This window comes from Comamonas odontotermitis (assembly GCF_020080045.1).
GTDB lineage: Bacteria > Pseudomonadota > Gammaproteobacteria > Burkholderiales > Burkholderiaceae_C > Comamonas > Comamonas odontotermitis.
On the sequence record NZ_CP083451.1, the window covers coordinates 322,390 to 335,012 of the forward strand.

Genomic DNA, 12,623 nt, shown 5'->3' on the forward strand with positions numbered 1-12,623 from the left:
AAGGGGTCGCAAATACAGGTTGCGCTACTGCCGGTCAACGGCCAGGGCCATGCCGTCCTTGCGCGGGTCGGAGGCGCCGCAAAGCCGCCCATCCGGCAGACGGACGATGCACTGCGCGCCGCCAAAATCGCTGCGCCCGCCCAGCTCACCCTCGCTGCCCGGTTCGCGGTAGCCTGCTGCGCGCAGGGCGGCGGTGACTGCTTCTGGCGTGCCGGCCTCCACGGCCAATACCCGCTGCCCTTCCAGTCGCCAGCGTGACCGGTTCAGTGCAGCCTGCGGGGCTTCGCCACCCGCCAGCATGCGGGCGAGCAATTGCACCTGGCCTTGCGGCTGCATGGCGCCGCCCACCACGCCGATGACGGCGAGGAACTGGCCGTTACGGGTCACCGCGCCCGGCACCACTGTGTGGTAGGGGCGTTTGCCCGGCGCAGGCCCATTGATATGGCCGGGTTGCGCAAAGCCATGGCCCCGGTTTTGCAGCACAAAGCCACCTTCTGCCACGGCAAGGCCGGATCCAAAGCGTTTGAAGATGCTGCTCATCAAGGTGATGGCAAAGCCGTCGCCATCGACCACGGTGGTACAGACGGTGTTGCCCGCCGGGTCGGCCACGGTCTGCTTGGCATATTCCATGGCCGCTTCCATGGCCTGCACCATGCGCACGGCGTCTTCGGGCTGGTCGGCCTGTGGTGGCTGGCTCTCCAGGGCCTGCAGGGCATGGAGCACGGCCACGCCATGGGTGTTGGGCGGGCATTCATGCACCCGGGCGCCGCAGAAATCGGTGCTGACCGGCGTGCAGAAGTGGCCATGGTGCGCCGCAAAGTCGGCAGCGGTCAGCACGCCGCCGTGGTGCTGCATGGCGCGCTCGGCGGCCTGGGGAATGCGGCCCTGGTAGAAGGCGCTGGGCCCCTGCGCGGCAATCTCGTCCAGCAACCGGGCCAGTGCAGGGTTCTCAAAACGCTCACCGGCCTGGGGCGGGTGCTGCGCGCGGTAGAGTGCGGCGCTGGCGGGGTCGCTGGCGATCACCTGCTGAAACAGGGTCCACTCGCGTGCAGCCACGGGCGCCACCGCAAAGCCATGGCGCGCAGCATCGACGGCTGCATCGAACAGGCTGGCCCAGGGGCGCTTGCCATAGCGTTGGTGCAGATCCCACCAGCCCTGCACGGCGCCGGGCGTGGTGACGGAGAGCGGATGGCGCTCGGGAATCTTCTGGCCGGGCAAGGCCTCGACCATGGCTGCAGTCAGGCCGAGCGGTGCGCGGCCCGTGCCGTTATAGCTGATGGGCGCCTGCCCTGGGGGCACCAGCATGGCAAGCAGGTCGCCGCCCACGCCGGTGGCCATGGGCTCGACCACGCCAAGCACCGCATCGGCAGCAATGGCGGCGTCCACTGCCGAGCCGCCCGCCAGCAACTGGGCCTGCGCGGCCTGGGCGGCGAGCGGGTGGCCGGTCGCCACCATGGCGCCGCTGCCCACCACCCCCAGCAATGATTCGCCAGCCATCTCAGGCACCCCAGAGCGCCACGGCGGTGAACACGGCGGCAATCAGGCCCAGCACCACCGGGATGAGCAGGGCGCGGGCCAGCTCCAGCACATTGACCCGCGCAAACCCGGCCACGGCGATCAGTGACGACCAGGCGATCAAGGTGCCGCCGCCCGTCCATACCGCGCCCATCTGGCCCAGGGCCGCCAGGGCAGAGACATCCATGCCCGAGGCCGGGCCCAGCGCGCCGGACAGGGTGCCGGTCAGCGGCAGGCCCGCGAAGCCGGAGCCGTCGATTCCGGTAATCATGCCCATGATCAGCACACCAAACGACACCAGCAACTGGCTGTCGGGAATCAGGTGCTGGCTCGCCTTCACCAGCTCGAACAGCAGGTCTGGCACCGGCTGACCGGGCGCAATGCCCAGGATGGGGCCTGCGGTCTCGTGCGAACCGATGAAGAAGAAGCCGGCAATCGGCAGCACTGCGCCCATGGCCTTGAAGGCAAAGACGAAGCCGTCGGTGATGTGGTCGGCGGCGGTGTCGAGCATTTTGCGAAAACCGTTACGTGCCGTGGTGGCCCAGATCATCAGCAAGGCCGCCACGCCGCCGATCAGCATGGCCGCATCGCCGCCTTTGAGGTCAGGTGCACCCTGGATGAACTTGGGGCCGAGCATGACCAGAATCACGATGAGGAAGGCGAGCGGTGTGATGACCGCAAACAATTTGGAGGCACCCTCGGTACTCCTGGTCTTCTTGAGGGCTGCTTCCAGCTCCGAATTGGTGCCCAGGTCGGTGTCGTGTGCCGTGCCCTGGGCGATCTCGGCCTTGTTGAAGGTGCCACCGCCTTCCACCTGGGCGTTGATGCCGACGGGGTTCAGCTCCCAGCGCTCCAGCAAGGCGTTGTTGCCCGGCACGATGTATTTGCGGATCTTGAAGTACGACAGGAAGAGGGCGATCATGCCCACCACCCAGGACAGCAGCAGCGCCTTGTCGCCCACGGCCACCGCGCTGATGCCGCCTGCAGCCTTGGCGCTGATGCCGGGCGCCACGCCGATCACATAGTCGGACGACAGTGCCATGCCCTGGCCGGCAATGGCGATAGCCATGGCCCCTGCTATCGGTGGCAGGCCTGCGGCAATGGCAGCGGGCAGCAGCACGGCGGCCACCAGCGGCACGGCCGGGGTGGGCCAGAAGAACAGCGAGATCAGGTAGGTGACCAGTGCCAGTATGAAATAGGCCGTGTGGCCGTTTTTCATGACTGCGCGAAACGGCTTGACCATGCGGATGTCCGAGCCCAGATCCTTGAGGGAATTGAGCAGCGCCGTCATCAGCGCAATGATCAGGAAGATGTTGAACAGCTCTTTGGCTGCAACCATGCTGGCACTGAAAATGCTACCAATGCCGGTGATGGCACTGCCGCTCCAGGCAAAGGCCACCACGATGGTGGCAATCAGCGAAGGCACCACCACGTTTGCGCGGAAGGCCATGGTAAGAATGATGACCAGCACCCCGGCCAGATAGGCCCAGTGCGCGGCACCGATTGAAACTGACGGATCCATCGTGGCTACTCCTTGGTATGATTCAACAGCCAATTTGTATACTAAATACAAAAAAGCAAAAAATCATCAGGGAATACCAGAGATGTTGCGCTGCATCATGGAATTAGCCCGGGTTTAAATGCTGTTTCTTGCATTCTTGGTATACAAAATTGAATGATTGGCACGGTGCTTCATTCCACCCAAAGCCTTGTATGTGCCATGCCTTGTGATTTAGCTGAAAAATTTGTCTTGGAAATTTTCTTTAAAAACAATGCATTGATTGTTCATGCAAGCAAGCATGGATAGGAAGGGGTTATTGCCGTGGCCGTTGTTCTTGTATTCGTACATTGGATACACTAGGGTTAACACCAGGAACACAAGGGCATCGAGCTATGAAATCCGCATCTCTTCCCATCACCTCCCGCGAAGCCGCCATGCAACAGCTGACCGCTGTGGTGCAGCCAGCGCTGCCTGCCTCGGTGTCGCTGCTCTCGCGCATCGAGACTGCTTTCGTCAACTGGCAGGCCAAGCGCCTGGCCGAGATACCTGCTGAGCGCCTGTGGGCACAGGCCATGCAGGACACCCGTTCGTTCGCAGAAATTCGCCGCTCTGCCCGCTGATCCGGCGAAGGCAGCAGGCAGCACATCGCGCGAGTTTCTGAATCTTCGTCAAAACGAGGTGGTTGAGTTGTATCCAAAGCCGGTGGAGTGCCGCCCGGGCATGTAAACTGATGCGCGGCCTCAGCCTCGGCGGTGGCGCGCTGCCGGTGTATCGTGCCGGGTGCGTGCGCCGTGCTGCTGCCATCGGCCTGCCATGGCGGATGCACACCTGCCTGCCCTACCAGGGCTGGCGGGGGCTGGGGAACACCACGTATCGATCGGACCGACTTTCATGCCCATTGCCACCGGAGACAAAAAAACAGGACTCAACCACTCGCCGCTGACGCAGCAGTTGGTGGAAGCGCTGCGCGAAAAGATCATGTCGGGCGAGCTGGCCTCGGGCGAGCGCCTGGTGGAGGAGCGCCTGTCTGAGGAATTTGCGGTATCGCGCATGCCCGTGCGCGAAGCGCTGCGCCAGCTGGCCTCCAGCGGCCTGGTGATCATCGAGCCGCGCCGGGGTGCTTCGGTGGCCCAATTCCATGGCGATCTGCTGCGTGAACTGGTCGAGGTGCGCGCCACGCTTGAAGCGCTCAATGCGCGCCTGGCCGCCAAGCGCCACGACCCCCAGCAGATTGCGGAGCTGGAGGCCCTGCTCGCCGAAGGCGTGAAAAACGCCCATTCCGGCGACGACGAGGTGCTGGCCACACTGAACCAGAAATTTCACTCCGCGCTGGGCAAGGTGGCAGCCAATTCGGTGCTGCAAGAGGTGATGCTGTCCCTGCGCGACCGCACTGCCGTGCTGTTTGCACCGCGCAGCCGCGAGCGTGCGCCGCAGAACTGGGAAGAGCATGCCGCCATCCTGCGCGCCGTGATCAAGGGCGACCCCGAGCTGGCGGGCCTGCTGGCCGCGCGCCATATCTACAACGCGGCGGGCATCGAGCCTTGATATAGTTTTGTAGAAAACTGGGCCTTGGCGCCCACCCAGAGCGCGCTAGGCGCTCTTTTTTTGATAGTTCTGGTGGTTTTGGTAGGCAAGACCGGCCAGCGCGATGTCTTCCAGACCCACGCCTACGGCCTTGTAGAGGCGAATGCCCGCGCCGCCGCGCGCGCTGGCCTGCTTGCCGCAGACGATATCGCCCAGCTCCACCACCTTGCTGGCCACCTGCAGCGCCGGGTCTGCCAGCACCAGGTCGCCCGCCTCGACCAGCGCCTGCTTTTTCCACTCCACGGCGATCTGTGAAGCGCGCGCCAGGGCGGCGTCGTCGAGCTCCCGCGTATGCGGCAGGCTGGAGCCAATCGCCGCCACAAAGGCGCCTTCTGCAATGCGCTCCCCGGCAAACAGCGGGTCCTTGGAGCGCGAGGCGGTGACGACGATCTCGGCATCGGCCACGCCATCGGTATCGTGCACGCGGGTGACCTGGGCTCCGGTCAGGTGCGCGAGGCGCTCAGCCAGGTCGTCTGCTGCATAAGGGTCGAACACCGCTATGCGCCGCAGGCCCAGGCGGCGCACCAGTTGCTGCGCATGGGCCATGCCCTGCACACCCGCGCCGCACAGAAACAGCTGCTGCGGTTGGGCAGGAGCCAGGTGCTCGGCTGCCAGCACCGTGGTTGCGGCGGTGCGCAGGCGGGTGATGGCATTGGCCTCCATCGTGGCAAGAGGCGCGCCGGTCTCGGTGGAGAACAGCAGGATCACAAAATTGAACTGGCCCGCGATCGTGGTGTAGACCTTGGCGCCGGTCACGCCCAGCGAGGGAATCACCGCCCCCAGCGTAGAGAGCTTGACGCCTCCGGCATCGGTGCGTTCGCGCGCCTGCATCGCAGCCTCGCCCTTGCCAAAGGCGGTAAAGGCGGTGCGCATGGCGGCAAGGGCTTCGTCGGCGGACACCAGTGTGTCCACCATGGCGTCGGTAATGTGCAGCATGGTGTGTATGGTTCAGAGTGGGAAAGAGGTGGGGTTGGCAGGCGTCTGGAGGTGCGTTCCTAGGGAACCTCTGCAAAACTCCCTGCCGTGGTCTGAACGCGGTCTCGGGCGATCCGCTGCGTTATCTTTCTCGGCAATAGCTACGGCTATTGCCTTCAAAAGACGCCTTGCGCCTCATCCCGATCCGCGTCCATTCCATCTGGCGAGGGTTTTGCAGAGGCTCCCTAGAGCCAGACCTTGAGCAGAATGACGCAGGCGCTTACCGCAGCCGTGCCTAACAGCCATTGGCGAATGGCGGTCTTGGAGACATGGCGCGCCAGCCGGTTGGATGCGAAAAATCCCACCAGCATCCACGGCAGCAGCACGGCGAAGTACAGCCACTCCTGCGCGCCCATCTTGCCGACCCAGGCGAGAGCCGTGATCGAGACGATGGTGCCTGCGAAAAACACCACGCCCAGCGTGGAGCGCATGGTGGGTGGCGCCAGGTGCTGCATCGCAATGGCAAACGGCGGGCCACCCGCTGCCGTTATCGTGCCCATGATGCCGCTGGCGACCCCGGCAATCGACAGGTTGGCCGTTGTGGGTTGCACCCGCCAGCCGATGGTGCTGAGGGTGACTGCTATCAAAATAAGAACGGCAAACAAGATGGAGAGGGCGCTGGCGCTGAAATACACCAACAGGCCCGTCGCCGCAAAGGTGCCGATGACGCGGCCTGCCAGCGTGGCAGCCGCCACATGGCCGTTGAGCGCATCGCGCTCGCGCAGGTAGGCCAGCAGGGCCAGCGGCGCGCCCACGGCCAGCAGCGGGCCGGGCACCAGCTCCGGAAAGAAAATGGCAGCCAGCGGCGCGCAGAACATCGCGTAGCCCAGGCCGCCCACGCCCTGCATGGCGGCACCGGCCAGCACCATCAGGCCCATGGCCAGGTAGCGGCCTGCGCCCAGCTGCTCGGCAAAGCTTGCCCAGGCCATCATGCGGGCAGCTGCCAGCTCACGCTGATGTCGCCATTCACAAAGGTCTGGCAGGCCAGCCGGTGGCCTTGGGCGAACTGCTCTTCAGTGAAGTGCTTGCGCTCCTTGGGCTTGACGGCGTCGGTGTTGGCCAGGCCTTCGACGATCCTGCACTTGCAGGTGCCGCACAGGCCGCCGCCGCATTTGAAGGGGATGCCGCCTTTTTCGCGCAGCGATACGCGCAGCAGATTGCTGTTGTCCGGGGCCTCGACGGCCTTGTTGTCATTGGTGACGAAGGTGATGGTGGGCATGTGTGGATTCCGGCAGTCAGGCAGAGGTTGCGGCTTGCGGCAGGGGAACGGAGATCAGCTGGGCGTCGAGCGAGCCGAAGTTGCACAGGTGCTGCAACTCGGCGTGCGCCTGTGCAAGCGTGTCAAAACGCTCCAGAAACTTGGAGGGCACGGCGTTGACGGTGCCCGAGGCATCCTCTTCAATCACCTGCACCTTGGTCTCGCGCAGGAGTCTGCCGAGCACGAACTGGGCCAGCACGCGGCCATAGAACTGGTAGTTCCAGGCTTCCAGCAATTCAATGTCGGCGCTTGGCACGGTGCGGTACTGGCCGGGCTTGCTGGTGAGGATGACAAACATGGTGCGGGCTCCTCGGTTCAGGCGGCAGATACGGCAGGGGCGGCAGCCAGCGGGATCTGCTCCAGCTCCAGGTCATGTTCCAGCCACAGCTGGCAGGCCAGGCGGTAGCCCTGGTCCAGACGGTCGCCGAGCTGTTTCTTTTCCTTCCAGTTCGGGGGCGGCAGGTTTTCGGCGCCCGCAATGATCCTGCAGGCGCAGGTGGCGCACTTGCCCATGCCGCACTGGTAGGCCAGGTGGGGATACGGGTACTGCTTGATGCCTGCGCGCACCACCAGGTTGGAGCCGGCCTTGACCTCGTCCTGGAAGGTCTGGCCGTTCTTGTGAAACGTGATCAGGGGCATGGGACATCCTCGTTAGTTCTATTGCGTATACTGTATACAAATAAGAAATTTTGAGCAATAGGGATAACGTGAGGAGCGCATTGGCGCAAGCGTTCTGCTGGAGTGTCTGTTTTTCATTCTGCAGAGGAGAAATACAGAATTCCAGTGAGGTGATCGGGGTGAATTGGCTGTGCCAGTCAGGGAAACTACCGGGGTGAGAAATTTCTGGAAATGGTTGACCTGGTATGTTGTATACAGTATTCTAACTCCGTCGCTTGGCTCGGTTTGATTCAGCGACGCACCCACCATCCATAGAGGAGTCGCCATGACGAACAAACTGCTGAACCGCGACGAATTCCGCGCCGCACTGGAAAACGCCATCAAGGGCAAGAGCGCCAACAAGGCCCCTTTCAGCGTGGCCTGGGCCACCGGTCGCCTGAGCCGCGAGCATCTGGCTCGCTGGGCCGAGAACCATTACCACTACGTCGGCCCATTTGCCGATTACCTGGGCTACCTGTATGCCCGCACGCCAGACCACATGACCGAGGCCAAGGACTTCCTGCTGGCCAACATGTATGAAGAGGAAATCGGTGGCGACCGCCATACCGATCTGCTGATCCGCTTTGCCGAGGCCTGTGGCACCACCCGCGAGCGCGTGGTCAACCCCGACAACATGTCGCCCACTACCCGTGGCCTGCAGTCATGGTGCTATGCCGTGGCGATGCGCGAAGACCCGGTAGTGGCGGTTGCGGGCCTCGTGGTCGGCCTCGAATCGCAGGTGCCCTCCATCTACCGCAAGCAGACCCCGACGCTGCGCGAGAAATACGGCTTCTCCGACGAGGATGTCGAGTTCTTCGACCTGCACATCGTCTCGGACGAAATCCATGGCGAGCGTGGCTACCAGATCGTGCTGGAGCACGCCAATACGCCGGAGCTGCAAGCCAAGTGCCTGCGCATCTGCGAAATCGGCGCCCAGATGCGCTTGCTCTACACCACGGCGCTCTACCACGACTACGTGGCCAAGGATCTGCAGATTCCCGCAGAAGAGCTGCTGGCTGCCTGATTCGTCTCTTTCTCCATCTGACTGCAACCCTTCCGGCCGCGCAGCACCTGCGCGTGCCCGGCGGATGGAGAGACGGCATGCACCTTGGCCATCGGCGGGCCCAGGCCCGAACTCCACTGCCTGCAGTGGCCCACTTCTCCACATCACACAAAAACAACCACCATGGCTGACACAGTCCACACGTTTTTGAACTACATCGACGGCGCCTGGGTGCCTTGCCTTCTGGGCAGCACCTTTGACAACCTCAACCCTGCCGATACCCGTGATGTGGTCGGCCGCTTCCAGGCTTCGGGCCCCGCCGACGCCGAAGCTGCCGTTCAGGCTGCGCAAAAGGCCTTTGATGGCTGGCGCAGGACGCCGATTGGCAAACGCGCCAAGATCCTCAATGACGCGGCGGCCTACCTGGAGCAGAACGCCGTGCAGTTCGCCAAGGACCTGACGCGCGAGGAAGGCAAGCAGTTTGCCCAGGCCAAGGACGAGTTTCTGCGCAGCGCGCAGACCTTCCGCTTCTACGCCACCGAAGGCCAGACTTACGGCGGCGAGACCTACCCGCAGGACGACCCGAACATGCATGTGTTCAGCCACCGCGAGCCGCTGGGCGTGGTCACGGTCATCTCGCCGTGGAACTTTCCCGCCTCGATTCCTGCGCGCAAGCTGGCTCCGGCGCTGATCACCGGCAATACCGTGGTGTTCAAGCCTTCGTCCGATGCGCCGCTCTCGGGCATCCGCCTGGTGGAAGCGCTGGAGAAGGCGGGCATTCCTGCAGGCGTGGTCAACTGCGTCACCGGGCGCGCTGGCGAGGTGGGGCCGGTCATCACCAATTCCAGCAATATCCGCGCGATCTCGTTCACGGGCTCGACCACGGCGGGCGCGCAGATCCACCGCACCGTGCACCTGACGACCCGCCTGCAAATGGAGCTGGGCGGCAAGAACCCGCTGCTCGTGATGGAAGACGCCGATCTGGACCTGGCCGTTGACCTGGCGGTCAAGGGCGGTTTCTCGCTCACCGGCCAGGCCTGCACCGGCACCAGCCGCATTCTGGTGGTGCCCAGCGTCAAGGCGGCCTTTACCGAGAAACTGCTCGCCCGCGTGGCGGCGCTCAAGATCGGTGACGGCATGGAGTCGGGCATGGACCTGGGGCCGCTGGCGACCGAAAAGCAGTTGCAGACCGTACTCCGGTACATCGCCATCGGCAAGGGCGAAGCGCGCCTGCTGTGCGGCGGCGATCGCCTGACGGGCCCGGCGTTCGAGCATGGCTACTACGTCTCGCCTGCCGTGTTCACCGATGTGAAAAACAGCATGCGCATCGCCCAGGAAGAAATCTTCGGCCCGGTGCTGGCCATCATCGAGGTGGCCGATTTCAATGAAGCCCTGGCCACGGCCAATGACACCGAATACGGCCTGTCGGCCAGCATCGTGACGAACAACCCGCGCTATATGCACGTGTTCACGAACGAGATCCAGTCCGGCACCGTCAAGATCAACCGCACCACCACCGGCAACCTGGTGAATGCGCCCTTTGGCGGGCTGAAGAACTCCAGCACATCGACCTTCCGCGAGTCGGGCCGTGCCGGGCTGGAGTTCTTCACCCAGGTCAAGACCGTGTACCGCGGCGTCTGAGCGGCGCGACAGCCATCCCAAGAAAAGGAATACACCCATGAAATCCGCACTGAAACTCGAACTGGAAGAAGCCCGCGTGATGGCCCGCGCAGCCCTGGCCAAGGCCCAGGAGATCGGCGTGCCCGAATCCGTCTGCATCACCGATGAAGGCGGCTTTCCGCTGGTGCTCGAACGCATGGACGGCGCCCGTGTCACCGGCCCGCAGATTGCGTGGAACAAGGCCTTCACCGCTGCCGGCCACAAGCGCTCGACGCATCTGTTCAACACGGCACCCAACGGCCCCGCCCTGCCGGGCAACGAAGCCTTCGGCATTCAGTGGAGCTTTGAAGGCAAGTTTGCGGTCTTTGTCGGGGGCTACCCCATCGTCGTCAATGGCGAAGTGATCGGCGGCGTGGGCCTGTCGGGCGGCAACGGCGAGCAGGACACCGCCTGCGGTGTGGCGGCCTTGCAGGCGCTGCGCGAGCACCTGGGCGCCGCTGCCGACGTGGTGGTACAGGCTGATATCAAAAAGTGAGCTAATAGCGCTTGCCAGTTGGGCGCTAGAGCCATATTGAACCAATGGAGCGCGGGGTGTGCAATGAACTACCACGTACTGTGGCTGCAGACGCAGCAATCGTTTGAGGTGGGCGCGGACGAGTCGGTGCTGGACGCCGCCACGCGCCAGGGCGTGAGCCTGCCGCACGACTGCACCTTTGGCGGCTGCGGCACCTGTCGCATGAAGGTGGAAGAGGGCCGTTTTGCCTATGCCGACGGCGAATTGCCGCTGGCCATGGCGGAGGAAGAGCATGCGCAGGGCTACGCACTGGCCTGCCAGGCGCGTGCGCAGTCGGACCTGGTCATCAGCGTGGAAACCGGCCCGGCCTGCTCGCCGCCGACTATGCTGCGCGCCACGGTGGCCGAGCTGCGCATGCACACGCCCGATATCTACCACCTGGCGCTCGACCTTCCCGAAGGCCATGGTGTGCAGTATGCGGCCGGGCAGTACCTCAACATCTGCCTAGCTGATGGCGAGCACCGCAGCTTTTCGATGGCGACGCCGCCGCAGGGCAACCGCGTCACGCTGCAGATACGCAAGATTGCGGGTGGCCGCTTTACCGAAGGCGTGCTGGCCAGCGCCCAGCCCGGCGATGTGTTCGATGTAGAGCTGCCGCACGGCACCTTCTGCTACCACGCAAGCGACTACCAGCCCATGGTGTTTGCCGCCACCGGCACCGGCTTTGCGCCGATCAAGGCCATACTGGAGTCGCTGCTGGACGATGAGGATTGCCCGCCTATCCACTTCTACTGGGGCATGCGCTGTGAAGCCGATCTGTACCTCCTGGATGAAATCGAGGCCTGGGCGGGCCGCCTGTACGAGTTCACGTTTGTACCCGTGCTCTCGCGGGCATCGGACCGTTGGACGGGTCGCCGGGGCTATGTGCAGGATGCGATTGCCGAAGATTTCGGCGACCTGTCCGAGCATTCGATCTACCTGTGCGGATCGCCCCACATGATCGCTGACGCCAAGGCCGTGGTGGCGCTGTCGGGGGCGGCCATGGACAGGATATACAGCGACAGCTTCATCTTCCAGAACGAAGCGGCCACGGTGGCTGAAATGAACGAGGAGTGAGCATGGATCTGGGACTGAGCGGTAAATCCGCACTGGTATGGGGCGGCAGCAAGGGCATGGGCTATGCGGCAGCGCGCCGCCTTGCGTTGGAAGGGGCGGATGTGGTGATTGCTGCGCGCACCGAGGCCACCTTGCAGGGCGCTGCGCAGGCGCTGTCGCAGGATTGCGGGCGCACCGTGCGCTACGTGGTGGCAGACATCACCAGCAACGCCGGGCGCGAAGCCGCGCTGGCAGCCTGCCCGCAGCCCGATATCCTGGTGAACAACTCCGACGGCTACCCGCCCGGGGATTTTCGCGAATGGACGCAGGAGACCTGGCACCAGGCGCTGGACATGATGATGGTCGGCCCCATCGACATGATCCGCCGCGTGGTTGATGGCATGCAGGAGCGCCGCTATGGCCGCATCATCAACATCGTCTCGCGCAGCGTGAAGGCCGCGCATGCGGAGCTGGGCCTGTCCAACGGCGCGCGTTCGGGCCTGGTGGGCTTCGTGGCGGGCCTGGCGCGCCAGACGGTGCGCCACAACGTCACCATTAATAACGTGCTGCCCGGTGCATTCGATACCGATGCCCAGGCGCGCCACATCGACAAGCTCGCCCGGCAGACCGGAAAACCAGCGGAAGAGGTGCGCAGAAGCCGCGAGGCCGGCAACCCCGCAGGCCGCTTTGGCAGGCCCGACGAGGTGGGCGCGCTGATTGCCTACCTCGCATCCGCCCATACCGGGTACATCACCGGCCAAAGCTGGCTGATCGACGGCGGAGAGTACCCGGGCACGTATTGACGCGCCGACGGCCCGCTGGCGGGTCGCCACAAACCCCTCTCAAGTTTGCAGCTGCTTACTTGGTGACAATAGTGATTCGTTATACTTGCAGTCCTGCC

At 64.0% G+C, this 12,623-nt stretch carries 14 protein-coding genes; 7 read left to right on the forward strand and 7 right to left on the reverse strand.

Annotation, left to right across the window (positions count from 1 at the left end; genetic code table 11):
* Positions 1–24: 24 nt before the first annotated feature.
* Both LAD35_RS01405 and LAD35_RS01410 read right to left on the reverse strand, forming a co-directional pair.
* A complete protein-coding gene (locus LAD35_RS01405) occupies positions 25–1,497 on the reverse strand; it encodes a gamma-glutamyltransferase family protein (protein ID WP_224150988.1) in 1,473 nt (490 codons plus the stop codon).
* Position 1,498: 1 nt separating this feature from the next.
* Positions 1,499–3,037: a hypothetical protein gene (locus LAD35_RS01410; RefSeq protein ID WP_224150989.1), complete on the reverse strand. Its 1,539-nt coding sequence runs from the start codon at positions 3,035–3,037 to the stop codon at positions 1,499–1,501.
* A 371-nt stretch (positions 3,038–3,408) separates the two neighbouring features.
* On the opposite strand from LAD35_RS01410, the gene LAD35_RS01415 reads away from it, so the two are divergent.
* Together LAD35_RS01415 and LAD35_RS01420 are read left to right on the forward strand one after the other, a co-directional pair.
* Positions 3,409–3,636: a hypothetical protein gene (locus LAD35_RS01415; protein ID WP_224150990.1), complete on the forward strand. Its 228-nt coding sequence runs from the start codon at positions 3,409–3,411 to the stop codon at positions 3,634–3,636.
* A 271-nt stretch (positions 3,637–3,907) separates the two neighbouring features.
* Positions 3,908–4,561, forward strand: a complete 654-nt coding sequence (locus LAD35_RS01420) for a GntR family transcriptional regulator (protein ID WP_184705248.1) — start codon at positions 3,908–3,910, stop codon at positions 4,559–4,561.
* Positions 4,562–4,606: 45 nt separating this feature from the next.
* Here the strand turns inward: LAD35_RS01420 and LAD35_RS01425 are convergent, their stop codons facing one another.
* From LAD35_RS01425 to LAD35_RS01445, 5 genes are all read right to left on the reverse strand, one after another.
* A complete protein-coding gene (locus tag LAD35_RS01425) occupies positions 4,607–5,536 on the reverse strand; it encodes an ornithine cyclodeaminase family protein (RefSeq protein ID WP_224150991.1) in 930 nt (309 codons plus the stop codon).
* A 224-nt stretch (positions 5,537–5,760) separates the two neighbouring features.
* Positions 5,761–6,507, reverse strand: a complete 747-nt coding sequence (locus LAD35_RS01430) for a sulfite exporter TauE/SafE family protein (protein WP_224150992.1) — start codon at positions 6,505–6,507, stop codon at positions 5,761–5,763.
* On the reverse strand, positions 6,504–6,794 hold the full coding sequence (locus tag LAD35_RS01435) for a 2Fe-2S iron-sulfur cluster-binding protein (protein ID WP_184704942.1): 291 nt from the start codon (positions 6,792–6,794) through the stop codon (positions 6,504–6,506). The genes LAD35_RS01430 and LAD35_RS01435 overlap by 4 nt, the downstream gene beginning before the upstream one ends.
* Before the next feature lie 16 nt (positions 6,795–6,810).
* The gene (locus tag LAD35_RS01440; RefSeq protein WP_224150993.1) at positions 6,811–7,131 is read right to left on the reverse strand and encodes a ferredoxin; all 321 of its coding nucleotides are present in this window, start codon (positions 7,129–7,131) and stop codon (positions 6,811–6,813) included.
* Between the two features lie 17 nt (positions 7,132–7,148).
* Positions 7,149–7,472 (reverse strand): 2Fe-2S iron-sulfur cluster-binding protein, encoded by a 324-nt coding sequence (locus LAD35_RS01445; RefSeq protein WP_224150994.1) that lies wholly within the window; start codon positions 7,470–7,472, stop codon positions 7,149–7,151.
* Between the two features lie 304 nt (positions 7,473–7,776).
* Here LAD35_RS01445 and LAD35_RS01450 point away from each other — a divergent pair, with 304 nt between their 5' ends.
* The 5 genes from LAD35_RS01450 (at position 7,777) to LAD35_RS01470 (ending at position 12,525) form a co-directional block, all read left to right on the forward strand.
* The gene (locus LAD35_RS01450) at positions 7,777–8,514 is read left to right on the forward strand and encodes a TenA family transcriptional regulator (RefSeq protein ID WP_184704936.1); all 738 of its coding nucleotides are present in this window, start codon (positions 7,777–7,779) and stop codon (positions 8,512–8,514) included.
* 162 nt (positions 8,515–8,676) lie between these two features.
* Positions 8,677–10,134, forward strand: coding sequence for an aldehyde dehydrogenase family protein (locus LAD35_RS01455; RefSeq protein WP_224150995.1), 1,458 nt, complete (start codon positions 8,677–8,679; stop codon positions 10,132–10,134).
* A gap of 37 nt (positions 10,135–10,171) precedes the next feature.
* On the forward strand, positions 10,172–10,648 hold the full coding sequence (locus tag LAD35_RS01460) for a GlcG/HbpS family heme-binding protein (RefSeq protein ID WP_184704932.1): 477 nt from the start codon (positions 10,172–10,174) through the stop codon (positions 10,646–10,648).
* Between the two features lie 63 nt (positions 10,649–10,711).
* Complete coding sequence (locus tag LAD35_RS01465; protein ID WP_224150996.1) at positions 10,712–11,743, forward strand: 2Fe-2S iron-sulfur cluster-binding protein; 1,032 nt, start codon at positions 10,712–10,714, stop codon at positions 11,741–11,743.
* A gap of 2 nt (positions 11,744–11,745) precedes the next feature.
* Positions 11,746–12,525: an SDR family oxidoreductase gene (locus LAD35_RS01470; RefSeq protein WP_224150997.1), complete on the forward strand. Its 780-nt coding sequence runs from the start codon at positions 11,746–11,748 to the stop codon at positions 12,523–12,525.
* Positions 12,526–12,623 lie beyond the last annotated feature (98 nt).